Raw genomic sequence first — 19,223 nt, 5'->3', positions numbered from 1 at the left:
GTTTGTCCATGCCCGGCCCAGGCCGGGCGGATGTTCTTTCCGCAGCATTTCGCCAGGGACTCTTTTGTCTCTTATTTCCAGGGTAAAAACAGGAGTTCTCATGCAAACGGCCCAGAACGAAATCACCACGGGCGCGAGTGGCGCTGCAGGTATCGCACCGACCGCGCAGCAGACCCCCGCCAACGCCGCCAATACGAACTACCCGGATCACAAGATCATTCGTCGCAACGGCGCCGTGGTGTCTTTCGAGCCGTCCAAGATCAACGTGGCCATGACCAAGGCCTTCCTCGCCGTGAACGGCGGGCAGGGTGCCGCTTCAGCGCGCGTGCGCGAAGTGGTCGAGCAACTGACCCAGACCGTGGTCCGCGCATTGCTGCGCAGCCGCCCCAACGGCGGCACCTTCCATATTGAAGACGTGCAAGACCACGTGGAACTGGCGCTGATGCGCTCGGGCGAGCATGAAGTGGCCCGCGCCTACGTGCTGTACCGCGAGAAGCGCAAGGACGAGCGCGCCAGCGCTAGCGCGCAGGCAGTGGCCCGTGTGCAGGAAGGCGGCTTCTCGGTCAACGTGACCGACGGCGGCGTGACCCACGTGCTGGACATCGCCGCACTGCACGCCCTGATCGACAACGCCTGCTCGGGCCTGGGCGATGCGGTCAGCGCCGAGCCGATCCTGAAGGAAACCCTGAAGAACCTGTACGACGGCGTGCCGATGACGCAGGTGTACGACTCCGCCATCCTGGCCGCACGTACCCTGATCGAAAAGGACCCGGCCTACAGCCAGGTCACCGCTCGTATCCTGCTGCACACCATCCGCAAGGAAATCCTGGGCGCCGAAGTGACCCAGTCGGAAATGTCGGCCCGCTACGCCGAGTACTTCCCCAAGTTTATCGCCCGCGGCATCGAAGCCGAGCTGCTGGACGAAAAGCTCGCCACCTACGACCTGACGCGCCTGGGCGCCGCGCTGGACGCCGGCCGCGACTTCCAGTTCAACTACCTGGGTCTGCAGACCCTGTACGACCGCTACTTCCTGCATATCGATGAAACCCGCATCGAAATGCCGCAGGCCTTCTTCATGCGCGTGGCCATGGGCCTGGCGCTGAACGAGAAGGACCGCGAAGGCCGCGCCATCGAGTTCTACCAGCTGCTGTCGTCGTTCGACTTCATGTCGTCCACGCCGACGCTGTTCAACTCGGGCACCCGCCGCTCGCAGCTGTCTTCGTGCTACCTGACCACCGTGTCGGACGACCTGGAAGGCATCTACGAAGCGCTGAAGGAAAACGCGCTGCTGTCCAAGTTCGCCGGCGGCCTGGGCAATGACTGGACCAACGTGCGCGCGCTGGGCTCGCACATCAAGGGCACCAACGGCAAGTCGCAAGGCGTGGTGCCGTTCCTGAAGGTGGTGAACGACACCGCCGTGGCCGTGAATCAGGGCGGCAAGCGCAAGGGCGCCGTCTGCGCCTACCTGGAAACGTGGCACCTGGACATCGAAGAGTTCCTGGAACTGCGCAAGAACACTGGTGACGACCGCCGCCGCACCCACGACATGAACACGGCCAACTGGATTCCGGACCTGTTCATGAAGCGCGTGATGGAAGCTGGTGAATGGACGCTGTTCTCGCCCGCCACCTGCCCGGACCTGCACGACAAGGTCGGCAAGGAATTCGAGAAGGCCTACCTCGGCTATGAAGCCAAGGCCGCCAGCGGCGAACTGAAGCTGTTCAAGAAGCTGCCGGCGCTGCAACTGTGGCGCAAGATGCTGGGCATGCTGTTCGAGACCGGCCACCCGTGGATCACCTTCAAGGATCCTTGCAACATCCGCAGCCCGCAGCAGCACGTTGGCGTCGTCCACAGCTCCAACCTGTGCACGGAAATCACGCTCAACACCAACGAGAGCGAGATCGCCGTCTGCAACCTGGGCTCGGTCAACCTGGTCGCCCACCTGGCCAGGCAGGCCGACGGCACCTACGCGCTCGATCACGCCAAGCTGCAGAAGACCGTCCGCACCGCGATGCGCATGCTCGACAACGTCATCGACATCAACTACTACGCGGTCGAGAAGGCGCGCAATTCCAACCTGCGCCACCGCCCGGTCGGCATGGGCATCATGGGCTTCCAGGACTGCCTGCACGTGCTGCGCACCCCGTACTCCAGCAAGGCCGCGGTGCAGTTCGCCGACACCTCGATGGAAGCGGTGTGCTACTACGCCTACCAGGCTTCGACCGAGCTGGCTGAAGAGCGCGGCCGCTACAGCACCTACGAAGGCTCGCTGTGGGACCGTGGCATCCTGCCGCAAGACTCGCTCAAGCTGCTGGCCGAAGAGCGCGGCGGCTACCTGGAAGTGGACCTGTCCAGCACGATGGACTGGGACGCGCTGCGCGGCCGCATCAAGCAACACGGCATGCGCAACTCGAACTGCATCGCGATCGCCCCGACCGCGACCATTTCGAACATCATCGGCGTGTCCGCTTGCATCGAGCCGACCTTTCAGAACCTGTACGTCAAGTCCAACCTGTCGGGCGAGTTCACCGTGGTCAACGACTACCTGGTGCGCGACCTGAAGGAACGCGGCCTGTGGGACGAGGTGATGGTTGCCGACCTGAAGTACTTCGACGGCTCGCTGGCCCGTATCGACCGCATCCCGCAAGACCTGCGCGACATCTACGCCACCGCGTTCGAAGTCGAGCCGACCTGGCTGGTGGAGGCTGCAAGCCGCCGCCAGAAGTGGATCGACCAGGCCCAGTCGCTGAACATCTACATGGCTGGTGCATCGGGCAAGAAGCTGGATGACACCTACAAGCTGGCATGGGTACGCGGCCTGAAGACCACGTACTACCTGCGCACGATGGCTGCCACGCACGTGGAGAAGTCGACCGTGTCGCGCGGTTCGCTGAATGCGGTGTCGTCGGGTAGCGACAACGGCTCGGCACTGGACGCAGCGGCCGCTTCGGCCCCGGTCATGCCGGAAGCCGAGGGCGCGGTTTGCACGATGCGCCCGGGCGACCCCGGCTTCGAAGAGTGCGAAGCCTGCCAATAAGTCCTACCTAACCCCTCGGTTTGCTCCCCTCTCCCGCTCGCGGGAGAGGGGCCGGGGGAGAGGGCCGGCGCCTCAACGAAGTGCTGCCGCCCATTGCTGGCCCCCTAGCCAGCCACCACGAATCACGGAGAATCACATCATGCTGAGCTGGGACGACGACGTTCAAGCCACCCCGCAAGCTGCCCCGCAGCCTGCCCTGCAACCCGCTGCCGCCACCACGGCCGACCAGCAAGGCGTCCTGCCGCCCGCCGCCACGCAGCCCGGCATCCTGGGCAACAATCCCAACGCCGCCGCCCTGCAAAGCAACCGCCGCGTCAACGCCGCCGACAAGCGAGTCATCAACGGCTCCACCGACGTCAACCAGCTGGTCCCGTTCAAGTACAAGTGGGCGTGGGAAAAGTACCTGGCCGGCTGCGCCAACCACTGGATGCCGCAGGAAATCAACATGTCCCGCGACATCGCCCTGTGGAAAGACCCCAACGGCCTGACCGAAGACGAGCGCCGCATCATCAAGCGCAACCTCGGCTTCTTCGTCACCGCCGACTCGCTGGCCGCCAACAACATCGTGCTGGGCACCTACCGCCAGATCACGGCGCCGGAATGCCGCCAGTACCTGCTGCGCCAGGCGTTTGAAGAGGCCATCCACACGCACGCCTACCAGTACATCGTTGAGTCGCTTGGCCTGAATGAAGCCGAGATCTTCAACGCGTACCACGAAGTGCAGTCGATCCGCGACAAGGACGAGTTCCTGATCCCATTCATCGACACGCTGACGGATCCGTCGTTCAAGACCGGTACGCCGGAGAATGACCAGAAGCTGCTAAAGTCGCTGATCGTGTTTGCCTGCATCATGGAAGGGCTGTTCTTCTATGTGGGCTTTACGCAGATCCTGGCGATGGGGCGGCAGAACAAGATGACCGGGGCTGCTGAGCAGTATCAGTACATCCTGCGGGATGAGTCGCTGCACTGCAATTTTGGTATCGACCTGATCAACCAGATCAAGCTGGAGAATCCGCATCTGTGGACGGCGGAGTTTAAGGCTGAGATTACTGAGTTGTTCAAGAAAGCGGTTGACCTCGAATACCGCTACGCTGAGGACACGATGCCGCGTGGGGTGTTGGGGTTGAATGCGCCGATGTTCAAGTCTTACCTGCGCTTCATCTGCAATCGTCGGTGCCAGCAGATTGGACTTGACCAACTGTTCCCGAACGAAGAGAACCCGTTCCCGTGGATGTCTGAGATGATCGATCTGAAGAAGGAACGGAACTTCTTCGAGACTCGGGTTATTGAGTATCAGACTGGCGGGGCGTTGAGCTGGGATTGAGGCAGCAGCGGCAGACATCCTGCTGTCATGCAGGAACTAGAAATGGGAGCTGAGGCTCCCATTTCTTTTGGCTACGACTCAAAAATGGCGAAATGGCTGCTATCGGCCATGAACGGCCAGTCATTAGCGCGCCGGAAAGCGGTCATAGACCGCGGAGCCGATTGTCATTAATCATCCGTGGCGCCAGGGCCTACGTAGGCCTCTATCGCAGCGAGGACGGCCGGCAGATCGGCAGGCTTTACAAAATGATGATCGAATCCGGATCTGATTGATTCGGCGTGCTCGGAAGGCGATGCCAGAGCGGTAATCGCCACCAGCAATGGAGCCGGCACGAATTGTAGACGCCGGATCTCCCTGGCCACCGCGTGCCCGTCCAAACCGGGCATCTGAATGTCGAGAACAACAGCGCCCGGACGCCACGCATAGTATTCCGCGAGCGCGTCCGCGCCGTCTCCTGTTGTCCGGGTTGCGTAACCATGCGCGTCGAAAAACAACTCGTATGCTGCCAACGCATTCGGGTCGTCGTCCGCGATTAGCAGGCACACCGCGTTTCGGGTAGGCATGAGGTTCTCCAATTTCCTATCATAAGCAATTGATGTACCCGACAAAATGAGGTAGCAATTTTGCTCACCGCAAAAATGCGTTATGCAACGCATTTCCCGTCCTTCGAGAGCAGACATGCGATTAGCCGACTTTATCCTCGACCATATGGATGCGATTCTGTTGCGATGGGAGGACTTCGCCCGCACCCAGTTGCCAGCAGCGGCAGATATGAGATCGCTGGCCTTACGGGACCATGCGCAGCAGATTCTGGTGGCTGTGGCAAAGGATCTGTCTACTTCCCAAAGCAGGAAGGAACAATTTGAAAAGTCCACGGGGCAGGCGCCCATACTGGCTGGAGCTCCAGAGACAGCCGCCCAGATGCACGCCCTTCTGCGCGCGCGAAGCGGCTTTGATATCAACCAGATGGTTGCCGAATACCGTGCCCTGCGCGCGAGCGTACTCCGACTGTGGCTGGACGAGTGCGCGCCCGACAGTCATCACGAGGATGACATGATCCGTTTCAACGAGGCCATCGATCAGGCAATCGCCGAATCGGTAGACTTTTTCAGCATGCAGGTAGACTTGGCCCGTAATCTGTTCCTCGGAATGTTGGGGCATGACATGCGCAGTCCGCTCCAGACCATCCAGATTACAGCGTCGTATCTGGCGGCGCTGAACGCCGGCGAAAAAGTGTCGGAAGCCGCGTCCCGCTTGATCAGAAGCGGCGCTCGCATGCAGGCGCTGCTGGACGATATGGTTGATTTCAATCGAGCCAGGCTCGGTTTGGGTATCAATATCGCGCCAACCGATATCGATCTGGCCCAGTTGTTTGCCGATACGCTGGACCAGTTGCGGGTAGTACACCCGGACCATCAGATTGATCTGGACGTGGTCGGTGACTGCATGGGTGTCTGGGATGGCCCGCGTCTCCAGCAGTTGTTGGGCAATCTGGTACTAAATGCGATCAAGTACGGAGCTTCAGACGCGCCTGTATGTGTGACAGTGACCGACGAGGGCGCGGAAGTCCTACTGGAAGTGAGGAATACCGGCACCGCCATTGAGCGGTCGACCCTCGACCTCATTTTTAATCCACTCCAGCGCGGCCCGAACCATCAAGGCACAAATACCGACAACAGTCTGGGGCTCGGACTGTATATCGCGCGCGAGATTGCCAAGGCACACGGGGGCGAAATCGATGCGCGATCCGACGCAACAGAAACGGTGTTCTCTGTAAATCTGCCTCGTGGCAAATAGCGCGCATTGTGTGGTACGCGCAGATCGCTGCCAGTCTGCGGTACGGCTGTCCGCTTCCGCTGGACGCCGTTGGCCGCTTCGGGTCGATAGGGGGCGTCCGTTGGTCGCCACCGACTTGGCCGTTCGCTTCACTCTACTGAAATTACAACCTTCTTGTCCTGTACCTTAACCTTCAGCAATTGCCCAACGCTGAAGCCAGCTTTCTCCAGCCAAACACCCCGCAATCGAATCCACGGGATTGCCCGTAGCCCAGTAAAGTTGTTGCTTCCACCTGAAGCAACCGGATAAGAAGTACGCCCCGTCTTGAGAGTGCGCACCTGTGCGCGAGCCGATAGCTTTGCCATAGCCAACTCCTGTGAGAATGCGGAATCGCCCCCGTTCATAGGGCGGCCAGGTACTTGAACACCGCTCACAGACGGCCCGCAGTGTTCCCCTTGCGGGTCTTGTATGACTGCGCGTTACCCGGCCATAGCGAGAGCTATGGGCGCAAAGAACCACGGGCTGGCGAGCGTGGCTGAGTCGCTGTAAGAGGTGTGTTCAGCACCATTGACTAGGCTAAGCAACAACTCTTCCGCCAGCGACCACCGATAAGTGGACGTACTATCGCGACAGCCAGTGGCCTCCATGCGCCAGGCATTTGGGCAGTCATGCGCAACGTCAGGGAGAGAGAGAAAAAAGGGCAGATCTAATTCGGGATCAGAAATAGATCTGTCACCTTTCACCCTGTGGTGTCCATCCCACTCATGGAGTATCTCCCCGCGGCGCCAGGTCAGGGGCCGGTCGGCCGTTGGCCAGTGAGAGCAAGGCACAATGCGCCGAAGGGAGCTCCTAACTGCCTATTGCTAACGAAGTCGTGGCACTGGCGTTTGCGTCGGTCAATCTCATTTCAGCCAATTCTACCGTGTAGTGACCACCTGCCTCTCTTTTCAGAGCGAGAAGGTCGTACGTCTTCAGCATGTCCACCAGACCTGAATGCCCGTAACTGGCAGGGGAAAAGCTGGGGTCGGTACGCTTGAGGTACTGTCCTAGCGCGCTGAGATGCACGCGGCCTTCAGATGTGTTGCTCGCAAGCAAGCTGATGGCTTCCACCACGAACCGGGGCCGCCGCTTGATTGCAGGCTGCTTTGGCACGTCCGGCTTCGTGTGCGCGGGCGCACCGGCGGCAGTCTCGGTAGCCGCCGTGGCGGCCGGCCTCCACTCGAAAAACTGGTCGCTGGCATTGCGAAGCGCTTCCGGCGTTTTTGACTCGCCAACGATGCAGACCGTCGCGCCACGCTCACGGAGCTTGCGGCAGAGATAGGAAAAATCAGAGTCGCTGGTTACCAGGCAGAATTTGTCAGCCCGGTGGTCGAACATTGCCTCCAGCGCATCCAGCGCCAACGCGATGTCGGCGGTGTTCTTGCCGGCCGCGTATTGATACTGAAGGCACGGCGTAAATGCCAGTCGAACTAGCGCTTCCTGCCACGTCTTGCCCAGCGTGTTCTGATTGCCATAACCACGACGGAGAACAACGCGTCCAAACTGGGCAACGACTCGGAGGGCGTATTCCAGAATGTCCGGTGTCGTGTTATCGCAGTCGACAAGTACGGCAATACGGGATTCGGCAGCTGGGACTGGTGCACTCATCTATTTGCTCATCGAGTGACGAAATGTAATGTCGTCATAATGGCAAATGTGAATCCATTTGAGGGTCTGGCGAATTTGTCGGATGATTTTGTCTCGCTCGGCCGTGGGTCTCCTCTGCGCCATGCGGGCATAGTGATCAGCTGATACGCTATATGGCCGAAGCGCTGACTTCTTCGCGGTTGCAGATTTCTGTCGAGGCACTGATCTCGACGAATATTGGAAAACCTTATGCTTTTCGCCGTCCGCTTCCACGACAAGCCCGGTCAACTCGACCTGCGCAGTGCTCATTTGCAGGCCCACCTCGATTGGATCGCCAGGCACAGCGACGCGATTCTGATCGCCGGCTCATTGCGCGAAATGGCGGAGGCCGACCCGGTTGGCGGCCTGTGGATCGTCCAGGCATCCGATCGCTCGGAAGTCGAAATCTTGCTTCAATCGGATCCTTTCTGGATCGAAGGCCTTCGCGAAAGCGTGGAAATTCACAGCTGGCACCGTGCCTTCGACAAGCCGGTGACTATCTGAGCTTTCCCGATTGGGAGGGTGAAATTCGCGGACGCGGGAAATCCGCAGTTGCCGACCCAGCTCGATGAGGGGAAAATCAGACGGCCCAGTGCACCGCATTCCAAGGCGCTCGAAACGGTTTCCACTTCCCTCATCGGTAGCCCGCCTACCTAAGCACGGCCCATCGTGACATCCTCGGCTCCACGCACCCCGCGTCTGCATTTCGACCTGACCACCATCCAGCTTTTCATCGCAGTCTCCGACCAGGGCAGCATCACCCGCGGCGCCGAACGCCTCCACCTGGCCCCAGCCGCCGCCTCCCGCCGCATCCTCGAACTGGAATCCCAACTCGGCGTCTCCCTGTTCGAACGCCTCCCCCACGGCATGGCCCTGACCGAAGCCGGCCGCGCCCTGCTGGCCCACGCCCGCGGCATCACCCACACGGTCCAGCGCATGCAGGACGACGCCGCCTCCTTCGTCGGCGGCGACCTTGGCGTAGTCCGCGTAGCCGCTCCGAAGTCCGCTGTCATCCAGTTCCTCCCCTTCGACATCCAACGCTGCACCACTGCCTGCCCCGGCGTCCGCATCGACCTGCAGGAAATGAACAGCCTGGAAGTCCAGCAATCCCTGCGCCGCGGCACGGTGGACATCGGCATCTACGAAGGCAGCCTGGGCGTGGTCGATCTGCCGACCGGGCCCTACCGGACCGACCGCCTGGTACTGGTGGTGGCGCGCGGCCATCCCCTGGCCCGGCGCCGCAAGGTCACGTCGGAAGACGTACTGGACTGCGACCTGATCGTGCTCGGCGAAAGCTCGGCAATCTCGATCGGGCTGGAGCGTCTGGCCGAGGAAGCCGGCCGCGTGCTGCATATGCGCATGCGCGTGGGCGGCTTCGACAGCATCGCCGCGCTGGTCGCGCAGAACCTGGGCGGCGGCGTGATGCCAGAGGCGATTGCGCGCGAGGTGGCAGCAGGTAGCCGCTTCGTCCGGTTGCCCATTGCCGAGCCATGGGCAGAACGACAATTCGTGCTCTGCCACCGGCCCCATGGCGCACTTTCCTCGGCGGCGCTCAGCGCGCTGGAGGTGCTTGCGCAAAACGCGAAACCTGAATCCCCCAAATAGCGATAGCCCGCGGCGGGCGCATTGCGGATGATGGCTCCATAACTACTAGCTCGGAGACACGCAATGCAGCGCAGACAATTTATTCTGGCGGCAACAGCCGGACTGGCGATGCCCGGCCTCGTGCGCGCTGCGGATATGGCCGGCCCGGTACGCATCGTGGTGGGCTTTGCCCCCGGCGGTGGCACTGACGTGCTGGCGCGGGTGATCGGGCAGAAGCTGGGCGTGATGTGGAACACCAGCGTACTGGTGGAAAACAAGCCCGGCGCGACCGGCGCGATCGCCGCCGCCTACGTCGCCAAGCAGCCGCCTGACGGCACCACGCTGCTGATGGCGCATGTCAACAGCCATGCGATCGCCCCGGCGCTGCTGGACGTCAAGTACGACCCGCGCACTGACTTCACGCCGATTTCGATGGTGGGTGTCACGCCCAACATGCTGACCTGCCGTCCGGAACAGAAGGTGCGCAGCGTTTCGGACATCGTGGCGCTATGCCGCCAGAAGCCTGGAAAGATTTCCTTCGGTTCGTCCGGTATCGGCTCGGCACAGCACCTGGCGCTGGAGATGTTCCGCCTGCAGGCCAAGCTCGATGTGGTGCACGTGCCTTACAAGGGCTCGGGTCCGCTGGTGGCGGACCTGATCGGCGGCCAGATCGACTATGCCTTCGACACCATGACCGCCGCCACCCCCTTTATCCAGCAAGGCAAGGTGATCGCGATCGCGCAGACCCGGCTGAAGCGCGCGGCCAGCCACCCCAATGTGCCGACGCTGGCGGAGTCCGGCTTCCCCGGCCTGGACGCGGCGTCGTGGTACGGCCTGGTGGGCCCGAAGGGCATGCCGCCGGCGCTGGTGCAGCGCATGAATGCTGACGTCAACCGCGTGCTGGCCATGCCCGACGTTGCCGAGCGGCTCAAGAGCTTCGGCGCCGAGGACTCCGGCGGCTCGAGCCAGCAGTTCGGCGCCTTCATCGCGTCCGAGTCCACCAAGTGGGCCAAGGTCGTGAAGGACGCCGGCGTGAAAGCTGAAAGCTGATGGCCAGGAGCCGTCGCGCCCATGCACGCCGCTATATCGAGTTTTCCAGGAAGCAACTGATGACTGATTTCACCGATTCCCGCGCGCAAGCGCCTGCATCCAATCTGCCGCTGGCCGGCGTGCGCGTGCTCGACGTCAGTCAGGTCATGGCCGGGCCCTATGCCTGCATGCTGCTGGCCGACCTCGGCGCCGACGTGATCAAGATCGAACCGCCCGACGGCGGCGACCAGACGCGCGGCTCGATGGGGTTCAAGATGAAGGGCTCGGACAGCATGGGCTTCCTCAACATGAACCGCAACAAGCGCAGCGTCACGCTGGACCTGAAGACCGATTCCGGGCGGCAGGTGCTGTATCGCCTGGCGGAATCGGCCGACATTCTGGTGGAGAACTATCGTCCTGGCGTGATGAAGCGTCTGGGGATCGACTACGAGACGCTCGCCAAGATCAATCCGAAGCTGGTCTACGTCAGCATCTCGGGCTTTGGCCAGACTGGACCGTGGGCCGGGCGGCCCGGCTTCGACCTGATGGCGCAGGCCATGTCGGGCGTGATGAGCGTCACCGGCTACCCGGGCGGCCCGCCGGTGAAGGCGGGCGTGCCGGTGGCCGATATCGGCTGCGCGCTGTTCGCGACCTACGGCATGCTGGCCGCGTACATCGGTGCCAAGGAGACGGGGAAGGGGCAGTACGTGGATGCGTCGCTGTTCGACTCCGCGCTGGCGTTCTCGGTGTGGGACACCTGCGAGTACTGGGGCACGGGCCGCGAGCCCGAGCCGCTGGGCACGGCCAACCGCATGAGCGCGCCCTACCAGGCGATGAAGGCCGGCGACGGCTACTTTGTCATGGGGGCCACCAACCAGAAGCTGTGGCAGCTGCTGTGCAATACGCTCGACCGGCCCGACCTGCTCGCGGATGAGCGCTTTGCCACCGTGGCGCTGCGGCTGGCCAACCGGCCGGCACTGATCGCAGCGCTGGAGGAGACCTTCGCCAAGCAGAGCGCCGACTCATGGATCGAGCAGCTGCTCGAAGTCGGCATCCCGGCCGGCCCGATCCTGACCTACCCGCAGGCCTTCGACAGCGAGCATGGCCGGCACCGCCAGATGCGCATCGAGATCGACCATCCGATCGAGGGCAAGGTGCCCAATATCGGCTTCGCGGTGAAGATGGGCGGCACGCCGCAGCAGGTACGTCGTCCGCCGCCGCTGCTTGGCCAGCATACAGAAGAAGTCCTGGCCGAGCTGGGGCTGTCGAAGGATGAACAGCAGTCGCTGGCCGCGGCCGGCGCGTTCGGCGCATGAACGCCGCGCTGCCGCCGGGAGGCGGTCAACCAGCGGCGAGCCAGCGCGAAGCCGGTCCGGGCGGCGACGGTCAGGTCACGCTGACGGTGCAGGGGCAGGTCGCGACGCTGACGTTCGATCGTCCGGCCGCGCGTAATGCGATGACATGGGCAATGTACGAACAACTCGCCACGCACTGCCGCACGCTCGCCGCTGACGGCAGTGCGCGCGTGCGCGTGGTGGTGCTGCGCGGCGCGGGCGGCGAAGCCTTTGTCGCGGGCACCGACATCGCACAGTTCCAGCAATTCTCGAACGGGGACGACGGGGTTGCCTACGAAGCGCGCATCGACGAGGGCATCCGCCTTGTCGAACAGCTGCCGATACCTACTGTGGCGGTCATCGAGGGCTGGGCGGTGGGCGGCGGCCTGGCCATCGCCACTGCCTGCGACTTCCGTGTGGCCACCCCCAAGGCCCGCTTCGGCGTGCCGATCGCGCGCACGCTGGGCAACACGCTGTCGGCGCTGAACCTCGCCAAGCTGCGCGCGGCCTGGGGGCTGCAGCCGGTGCGGCGCATGCTGCTGCTGGCGCAGATCCTGGATGCCGACGCCGCGCTGGCCTGCGGTTTCGTGGAAGGTGTTTTTGGTGCCGAGGCGCTGGAGGGCGAGGTCGCTGCACTATGCGACCGGCTCGCCGCGTTGGCGCCTGTTACGCAGACGGTGGTCAAGGAGGCGTTGCGGCGCCAGACCGTGGAGGCGGTGGCCGATACGGATGACCTGGTGCGGTTGTGCTACGGGAGCAGCGACTTCCGCGAAGGGGTAGACGCGTTCGTGAGCCGGCGCTCGCCGGAATGGAAGGGCAGTTAAATGTAGGGCATGCCCGGCGTGAAGATGGTTTCCGCCGGGCCAGTTATGGCAAAGCAAAACCTCTTCTGTCAGCAATCACCGACAGATTGACGCACTACCGCACCACCACCTCATACCACCCGCACATATTTCCGCGTGGTCTGTCTGGCCACCACGCGACGAAGGGGTGCAGGCATCCTACGTGTCGCAGGCCCCCGCCCATGCCGTCCACTTGGCTTGATGGCTGATACGGCCGCCGATTGCAGACTCCTCTCAAGCCCGCCCGAGCCCCATGCAACGACAATTCTCCGATCCCCTCGGAATTTGCTTGTTTAGTGGTTGTCGCTTGACAACCACTCGTTGCCCCTCTAGCCTCGGAGATACGAATGGTCCGTGCCAAGCACCCCAAGAAGGAGGTCGAAGCAGCACTAAGACATGCCGAACTGCAAGGCTGGCGCGTCGAGAAGGCGAAGGGTAACGGACATGCGTGGGGCCGTATCTACTGCCCTCGCAACGACAAGGGATGCCGCTGCGGCGAGTTCTGTATCTCCAGCATCTGGAGCACGCCAAAGCGTCCGGCCAACCATGCCAACGCAATCAGGCGGATCGTGGACAACTGCTCGCATTCGTACGAAGAGACAACGCTGCTCAAATTGCAGACCAGGGAATAGCCATGGATTACGCCTTCATCCTCAAATACCAACTGTCGCCAGACGACAACGACCCCGACACGCTGGTAGAACGCCTGTACGAAGCAGGATGTGAGGACGCAACCGCTGGTACAGGGCTGACAGGTAGGATTGCGCTGGCCTTCAACCGCGAAGCCGAGTCTGCCAACGCCGCCGTCCTGAGCGCCCTGGCCGACGCCAGGCGTGCAATGCCTTCCGCCATCCTGATCGAAGCCGCCCCCGATCTCGTGGGCCTGACAGACATCGCCGACATCGTCGGCATGTCCCGCCAGAACATGCGCAAGCTGATGCTCGGCTATCCCGAATCCTTCCCGCCGCCTGTGCACGAAGGCAGCAGCGTCCTTTGGCACTTGCGGGATGTGCTGGTGTGGCTGCAGCAGCGGGACTACGAGATCGATCCCAGGCTCATTGAGGTGGCGGCGATGGCCATGCAGGTGAATCTCGCGAAGAGCGCGAGCCTGGCAGTTCCTGCAATGAAGCGTGAGTTGCGCGCGCTCCTGGCATAAGGGCAACGTACCAAGGCGACGCCTTCGGCTTCTACACCTTTCGCTCAACCCTCTCCCAACTCATCGCCCACCCATACAACGCAATACACCCAAACACCAGCATCGTCGGCCCGAACACAAACGACAGCAGTGGCATCTGCAACAACGAACAGGACACCATCAGATAAACGTGCAACGCCAGTTGCATCGGCACCGCGATCACGACAAACACAAGCGTGAGCAGTGTCAGAAATATCTTCTTCGGCCACGAGAAGTCAAAGATGTAGTAGACCAGCGCATGCCCCCACGGCAACAGGAACAAGAAGCTGGCGCAGGTCTTCACGCCGTTGTCCACGTATCTGCTGGCCGAGTACGGAAAGCTCTGCGGCGCGACCGCGAAGAACAGAAGCGCCGTGGCCTGGATGAACACGGCGAACAGCAGGAAATACCGCAGCGGCAGGTACTGGTCCCGTATCCGAAACGTCATCAGGCAAACGGCAAGCGTGCCGATCAGCGTTATGCACCAGGTCAGCACGTCTGGCGCCGGGGCAACGACAGTGGTGTAGGGCAGGTTGAAGTCGAACCACGCCACCCGCGTCAATTGCTCACTGACGCTGCCCTCGATGCCGAGCTTGTCGATCCAGAAGCGCAGCACCCCCGCCCACACCCCGCTGATACGGTCGCGCAGCATCCATTCGGCCACATTGAACGCCACCGGCACCAGCAGGATTCCCGCGATCGCGGGGACGGACAGGGTCAGGTGGTCCAGCGAACGATGCCGGGCCAGGCACAGGACGGTCAGGCCAAGGGCGTCGCTCTGGTCGCGTGTGGCAACAGTGTGTCCGGTGGGGTGCGTCATGGCTAGAACTCCGGGCTAGAACTCCGCGAAGACCCCGATTTCCGCTTGCTTGCGCGTGTAGGAGGGGTTGTCGTAGTAAATGGCGCGCAGGTTGATGCCGTAGCGCTTGGTGAACCATTTGCGCCAGGTCAGCGAGACTTCATGGCTGTTGAAGTCGCTCAGCAGGGCCTGCTCGCCGGTGAGCTGGTAGGCTTCGCTGCCACCGTCGTATTTCAGGGTGATGAACTGGTCTTTGTCGCGGCCGTAGGTCACGGCGACTATGCCGCGATTGGAGCGGACATTGCCCGGATCGCTGCGGTTGAGACGCGCGCCGAGCTGGATGATCCAGGGGGCGTCGAAATAGTAGGTCAGGCCCAGCAGCAAGGTCTTGTCGGTATAGACCTCCTTGGCGCGGTAGTAGGTGAAGCCGGCGCTCACGACCAGGTTCTTCTTCTCTAGCAGCTTGCGGAACAGCAGGCCGTCGACCCGGACCTCGGGCAGGAAGAAGCCGCCCGCGCTGGTGCCGGCGCTCAGGAAGCCGTACCAGTTCTCGTCGAAGGTGCGGGTGTAGCCCAGCCCGAAGAACGTGCCCTGGTCGCCGAAGTGGCTCTGGTGGCTGATTTCGCCGGTCACGTAATCCTTCGGGGTGAAGTTGACCCCGCCTCGCAGGTACTGGTCGTTCCAGTTGGCATTGTCGCCGGTGAGGTTGGCGTGGCCGAGGCCGCCTTCCACGAAACCCGTGAGCAAGGGCGCGAACGTCCTTGGCGGGGTAGCTTCTGCCTGGGCGCGGACATCGGTGGCGGCAAGCAGTGCCAGCATGCCCAGCAGGGGCAGGGCACGAGCGCCGTGGGTTCTGGTATCCGAGAGCTTCGCCATGCGTATCCTGTCGATCTTCTGGTCGATGTCGCCCGGAGGGGCCCGTCAGGACCCTCCGGCCCGCATGCTGCTGTTGAACCATACACTGCTTCGCGGCGATCAGTCGATAATGGCTCGCTCGGTGGTGACGCGTTTCGCATGTCTTAGCCCGATGTGGTGCAAATCAGCGACACCGCAAGCCTGGCGCAGGCGGCGCAATCGCCTGCTCGGGACTCAGCCGCGACTCGAACGCCAGGTACAGTGCCTCCTCCAAGACATTCCAGTGCTTGCCATGCCGGAACTGGATGGAACGCAGGCGCCAGCACGCGATGGCGTCCTTGTCTCCCATCTTGTCGGCGACCAGGGCGACCAGCCCCCAGGGGAAATCGACTTCGGACATCTGCAACCAGGCCCAGCGGTTCTCATTCATCCATGACTGGTAAGCGACGGCATGGGGCCGGTTCGCGGGCTGGATATCGCCCAGAATGGGGAAGATCTGCGCCACGGCGTCGGGATAGAACTCGAACTGCTCGCGAGGCTGGGTACTGACCAGATAGCCCTGGTTGGGGCGCCAGAATACGCGCAGGATGTCCTTGTCGAGCTGTTCGGCCTTGCGCCTCCAGCCGGCGGCGCCTACGGCGTCTCCGTGGCGCTGGCGATAGTGGCTGGCAGCCTTGAAGGCGCTTGAGACTTCCACGTTGTCCATCAGCAGGGCCACCGGGAGCTTGGCCGAGATGTAGTAGACGCCGGAGCGAGCGTCGCGCAGGGTGTCCAGGTACCGGCTGGCCTTGTCGAAGCTGGCCTGCCACGCCGGCGGCATGCCCTTGGGCGGCGCGCTGCGGACCAGCAGTTCCATCCAGGCCGCCATCAGCGCGTCGTCGGCGTCAGCCTCCTGGCAGGTCACGAAGCGCTGGCCTTTCATGCAGTAGCGGTCGAAGCGGCCGTCGGCGTGCTGGCGCGGCAGCAGCCATGCGATCCAGCGGGTGGCGGCGGCTCTGGTGGTCATGCCCGCGTCTTGTGCGGCCAGCAGTGCCTTGGCCGCAAAATAAGGATCGATCGAGTCGCCAGCGAAGTAGGTCGTGATCGCCCCGTCGGGACGCTGGTAGTCGGTCAGCGTGAGCTCGGCGGCGCCCGCCGGCTGGTGGACGTATGTGGCAAGGATCAGGAGCAGCGCGAGCAGTGTTTTCATGGTGGGTAAGGGCGAGTCATGGTTTGGCTACGTGACTATCGGATACGACCCTTCCATCCTCCGGGGCGCATGCCGTGCCATAAACTACCGTGCCAACCCGCACGTGGAGCACCGGCGCCACCACCGTGGTGCGCTTGTTCGCGGCGCCGATCGTGCTGCGCGCCCCGACATCGATCTCGCGCTCGGAAGCCACCGGCCCGGCGATGACGCACTCGCGGGCCACGGAAATGGCGCCCCCTGCGATCAGTGCACCGTCGATGCGCACCCGCGAGCCCAACCAGATGCAGCCGCTTGCCTTGATGCTGCCGATAATGCGCGCGCCGGAGCCGATCCACAAGTCGCCATGCACGACAAGGTCGCCGCGATACAGGGTGCTGGCGGGAAACGTCAGATCGTGCGTTACCAGCCAGCGGCCGTGCGAGGCTTCGGGGGGATTCAGCACGGCATGCGCCCAGTCTCCCCCGGGCGGGGCGGTGGCGTCCATGTCGGGCGGCGCGGCAAGATGACGCGCCCCGAACCCGATCACCGCGGCGCTGACCGAGGTAAATTCGCAGTCGTCTTCGAGACGAATTGAGTAGAGGGCAGAGAGCGGTCCGAGCAAGCGGCACCGCGGCTCGACATGGACACTGCGCGCGTGCGCCCAGCGCTGCAGTTCGCTGCCGCTGCGCATCAGGATCTCGCCTTCGGACAGCAGCACCTGCATGCGATTCCTCCGGCCCGTGGCGATACCGCGCCGGCCGTAGATGTCCCGGGAAAACGTATAGCTGTCCGGAAGCACCAGTGAGCCGCTCGCGACGATGGTGCGCGCACAGACGCCGATGAACGCTTCTGCCGCCGTCGGCATGAATGTGCCCGTCACGTGGACCACAGGCCGCAAGGCGCTGACCGGGTGCGCCACGCCACGCAGGCCGGACTTCTCGTCCTGCCGCTCGACCATCGATCGAAAGACCGCGGCCACGGCCGCGACATCCAGCGTGTGTTCGCTATCGATCGCCAGCGGCCGGACGTCGCACCGGCGCCGCCATTCAAGCACCGCCGGCACCAGCGGCAACCCGAAGACCAGCATGGTGAGGATGCCAAGCAGCAGGGGCCACATGTTCAGCTCCTCTGGCGATAACGCGTGGTCTTGTCCCACCGCAGTTCGCGGCGGAGCAGGTAATCGAAGGCGACCTGGCTGAGGATGGCGCGCGACACGGTCAGCATGCTGACCAGGAAGCCGAAATAGTTCAGCGGCAGCAGGCGGATGCGTTCGCGGCTGCCGTCCAGGTACACTGCGGCGGCAATCTCGAAGAAGGCGGCAAAGTTGCCCAGCGTCCCGTACGACATCAGCGCGAACAGGATCACCGCTTCACCGAACAGCGGCAGGCCGCCGGCATAGAACAGCAGGATCGCCAGCAGCCAGCCGAACAGCATCAGCGGCGCCATCATGTAGATGCCGAGCAGCGCCACGCCGTCGATCTTCTCCAACAGCCCGTGGTTGCGGCAGACCGCCATCTTCCAGCCGTGCCGATAGAGCGCCTGGTTGTGGCCCTTGGTCCAGCGCATGATCTGGCGCACCCGCACGGGCCAGGTCTCGGGCACCTCTTCATAGCACTCCGACCAGTTCTGGTAGACCGTCTTCCAGTTGGCCAGCAGGAGCCGGTAGGTCAGGTCGGTGTCTTCGGCCAGCACGTCGTCGTGCCAGCCGCCGGCGCTGTGCAACGCCCGCATCCTGACGCCGCCGACGGTGCCGCCGTACTGCGGCACCAGGTCCAGGTTCATGCGGGCCTGCTGGTCGACCTGGTAGCCGCCCGAGCGTTCCAGGTCGAGCAGCCGCGTGAGCAGGTTGCTGCCCGCGTTCATCGGCACTACGCGGCCCATGGTCGCGCCCACCTCGGGATCGAAGAAGGGTGCCACCAGTTGCTTGAGCAGGCCCACCGGGGGCAGGTAGTCGGCATCGAAGACGACGATGATGTCGCTGGCGACGGCATCGCTCGCATCCTTGAGCGCGGCCGCCTTGCCGGGCTTGCCGCCGGTGCGGTGGAACGGTGTGATGCGCCCCGGGTACTGCTGCACGAGGTCGTCGATGATCTCGCGGGTGCGGTCGCAGGAGCGGTCGTTGACGGGCATGATGGTGAGCCGGTCGACGGGATAGTCCGCGTGCAGCAGGCATATCAGCGAGCCGGCGATCACGGCCTCTTCGTTGTGCGCGGCGACCAGCACGGTCAGGCTTGGCCAGTCCGCGACGTCGATGTCCAGGTAGGGATGGCGCTGCCTGCCGAACAGCCGGTTCAGCGTGAACATGTAGTGGCGCACGGCATAGAAGATCACCAGGCCGACGATCAGCAGCAGCATGACCGTCAGCGGGGGCACGATCGCCTGCGCGTCTGCCCGCTCCGGCGGCGGCTGGAGCGCCGGTGGATCGAGCGCCGGTGGCTTGGTCCACGCTGGCGGACGCATTGCCGGCTCCATGCGCGCGTTCTCTTCCAGCGTGTCCGGCGACGTCATTGCCAGTTCCACCGTTGCGCCTGGCGGTGCGGCGGCAGCATGGGCCATGAGCTTGGGCAGCGGTTTAGGGACGGCTTCTGGCGTTCCCCGGGCGAAGGCCTCCCCCCGCCCGGGAATTTCCGTGGCTT

18 protein-coding genes are annotated in these 19,223 nt (G+C 63.2%); 10 read left to right on the top strand and 8 right to left on the bottom strand.

Going from position 1 to position 19,223, the window contains the following annotated elements; genetic code table 11:
• Positions 1–100 precede the first annotated feature (100 nt).
• Both ABNX08_RS18655 and ABNX08_RS18650 read left to right on the top strand, forming a co-directional pair.
• Positions 101–3,037 (top strand): ribonucleoside-diphosphate reductase subunit alpha, encoded by a 2,937-nt coding sequence (locus ABNX08_RS18655; RefSeq protein WP_349607161.1) that lies wholly within the window; start codon positions 101–103, stop codon positions 3,035–3,037.
• Positions 3,038–3,176: 139 nt separating this feature from the next.
• Positions 3,177–4,361 carry a ribonucleotide-diphosphate reductase subunit beta gene (locus ABNX08_RS18650; RefSeq protein WP_022536640.1) on the top strand — a complete coding sequence of 395 codons (1,185 nt, stop codon included), beginning with the start codon at positions 3,177–3,179 and terminating at the stop codon, positions 4,359–4,361.
• Positions 4,362–4,528: 167 nt separating this feature from the next.
• Here ABNX08_RS18650 and ABNX08_RS18645 read toward each other — a convergent pair whose 3' ends face one another.
• Positions 4,529–4,924 carry a response regulator gene (locus ABNX08_RS18645; protein WP_349607160.1) on the bottom strand — a complete coding sequence of 132 codons (396 nt, stop codon included), beginning with the start codon at positions 4,922–4,924 and terminating at the stop codon, positions 4,529–4,531.
• Positions 4,925–5,039: 115 nt separating this feature from the next.
• On the opposite strand from ABNX08_RS18645, the gene ABNX08_RS18640 reads away from it, so the two are divergent.
• Positions 5,040–6,158, top strand: a complete 1,119-nt coding sequence (locus ABNX08_RS18640) for a sensor histidine kinase (RefSeq protein ID WP_349607159.1) — start codon at positions 5,040–5,042, stop codon at positions 6,156–6,158.
• A gap of 128 nt (positions 6,159–6,286) precedes the next feature.
• Here the strand turns inward: ABNX08_RS18640 and ABNX08_RS18635 are convergent, their stop codons facing one another.
• A complete protein-coding gene (locus tag ABNX08_RS18635; protein WP_349607158.1) occupies positions 6,287–6,502 on the bottom strand; it encodes a SymE family type I addiction module toxin in 216 nt (71 codons plus the stop codon).
• 484 nt (positions 6,503–6,986) lie between these two features.
• A complete protein-coding gene (locus ABNX08_RS18630; protein WP_349607157.1) occupies positions 6,987–7,784 on the bottom strand; it encodes an NYN domain-containing protein in 798 nt (265 codons plus the stop codon).
• A 228-nt stretch (positions 7,785–8,012) separates the two neighbouring features.
• Between ABNX08_RS18630 and ABNX08_RS18625 the strand changes: the two genes are divergently transcribed.
• From ABNX08_RS18625 to ABNX08_RS18595, 7 genes are all read left to right on the top strand, one after another.
• Positions 8,013–8,306, top strand: coding sequence for a YciI family protein (locus ABNX08_RS18625; RefSeq protein ID WP_349607156.1), 294 nt, complete (start codon positions 8,013–8,015; stop codon positions 8,304–8,306).
• A 165-nt stretch (positions 8,307–8,471) separates the two neighbouring features.
• The gene (locus ABNX08_RS18620) at positions 8,472–9,407 is read left to right on the top strand and encodes a LysR family transcriptional regulator (protein WP_349607155.1); all 936 of its coding nucleotides are present in this window, start codon (positions 8,472–8,474) and stop codon (positions 9,405–9,407) included.
• Between the two features lie 63 nt (positions 9,408–9,470).
• A complete protein-coding gene (locus ABNX08_RS18615; protein WP_022536632.1) occupies positions 9,471–10,436 on the top strand; it encodes a tripartite tricarboxylate transporter substrate binding protein in 966 nt (321 codons plus the stop codon).
• 59 nt (positions 10,437–10,495) lie between these two features.
• The gene (locus ABNX08_RS18610) at positions 10,496–11,731 is read left to right on the top strand and encodes a CoA transferase (RefSeq protein WP_349607154.1); all 1,236 of its coding nucleotides are present in this window, start codon (positions 10,496–10,498) and stop codon (positions 11,729–11,731) included.
• Positions 11,728–12,573, top strand: a complete 846-nt coding sequence (locus ABNX08_RS18605) for an enoyl-CoA hydratase/isomerase family protein (RefSeq protein WP_349607153.1) — start codon at positions 11,728–11,730, stop codon at positions 12,571–12,573. Before ABNX08_RS18610 ends, ABNX08_RS18605 begins: the two co-directional genes overlap by 4 nt.
• A 365-nt stretch (positions 12,574–12,938) precedes the next feature.
• Positions 12,939–13,223 (top strand): hypothetical protein, encoded by a 285-nt coding sequence (locus ABNX08_RS18600; RefSeq protein ID WP_349607152.1) that lies wholly within the window; start codon positions 12,939–12,941, stop codon positions 13,221–13,223.
• Positions 13,224–13,225: 2 nt separating this feature from the next.
• Positions 13,226–13,747 carry a DNA-binding protein gene (locus ABNX08_RS18595; protein ID WP_349607151.1) on the top strand — a complete coding sequence of 174 codons (522 nt, stop codon included), beginning with the start codon at positions 13,226–13,228 and terminating at the stop codon, positions 13,745–13,747.
• A gap of 31 nt (positions 13,748–13,778) precedes the next feature.
• Here the strand turns inward: ABNX08_RS18595 and ABNX08_RS18590 are convergent, their stop codons facing one another.
• The 5 genes from ABNX08_RS18590 to ABNX08_RS18570 all read right to left on the bottom strand — a co-directional run bounded on the left by ABNX08_RS18590 (position 13,779) and on the right by ABNX08_RS18570 (position 19,095).
• The gene (locus tag ABNX08_RS18590) at positions 13,779–14,585 is read right to left on the bottom strand and encodes a hypothetical protein (protein ID WP_022536627.1); all 807 of its coding nucleotides are present in this window, start codon (positions 14,583–14,585) and stop codon (positions 13,779–13,781) included.
• Between the two features lie 15 nt (positions 14,586–14,600).
• Positions 14,601–15,440, bottom strand: a complete 840-nt coding sequence (locus ABNX08_RS18585) for a YaiO family outer membrane beta-barrel protein (protein ID WP_022536626.1) — start codon at positions 15,438–15,440, stop codon at positions 14,601–14,603.
• A 163-nt stretch (positions 15,441–15,603) separates the two neighbouring features.
• Positions 15,604–16,608: a hypothetical protein gene (locus tag ABNX08_RS18580; protein ID WP_022536625.1), complete on the bottom strand. Its 1,005-nt coding sequence runs from the start codon at positions 16,606–16,608 to the stop codon at positions 15,604–15,606.
• A 16-nt stretch (positions 16,609–16,624) separates the two neighbouring features.
• On the bottom strand, positions 16,625–17,704 hold the full coding sequence (locus tag ABNX08_RS18575) for a hypothetical protein (RefSeq protein ID WP_022536624.1): 1,080 nt from the start codon (positions 17,702–17,704) through the stop codon (positions 16,625–16,627).
• A 2-nt stretch (positions 17,705–17,706) separates the two neighbouring features.
• Positions 17,707–19,095 carry a glycosyltransferase family 2 protein gene (locus ABNX08_RS18570; RefSeq protein ID WP_349607150.1) on the bottom strand — a complete coding sequence of 463 codons (1,389 nt, stop codon included), beginning with the start codon at positions 19,093–19,095 and terminating at the stop codon, positions 17,707–17,709.
• Positions 19,096–19,223: the final 128 nt, after the last annotated feature.

The sequence above is a fragment of the Cupriavidus sp. DF5525 genome (genome assembly GCF_040149425.2).
Taxonomy (GTDB): Bacteria; Pseudomonadota; Gammaproteobacteria; order Burkholderiales; family Burkholderiaceae; genus Cupriavidus; species Cupriavidus pickettii_A.
This window is presented reverse-complemented; position numbering and strand designations above follow the sequence as displayed.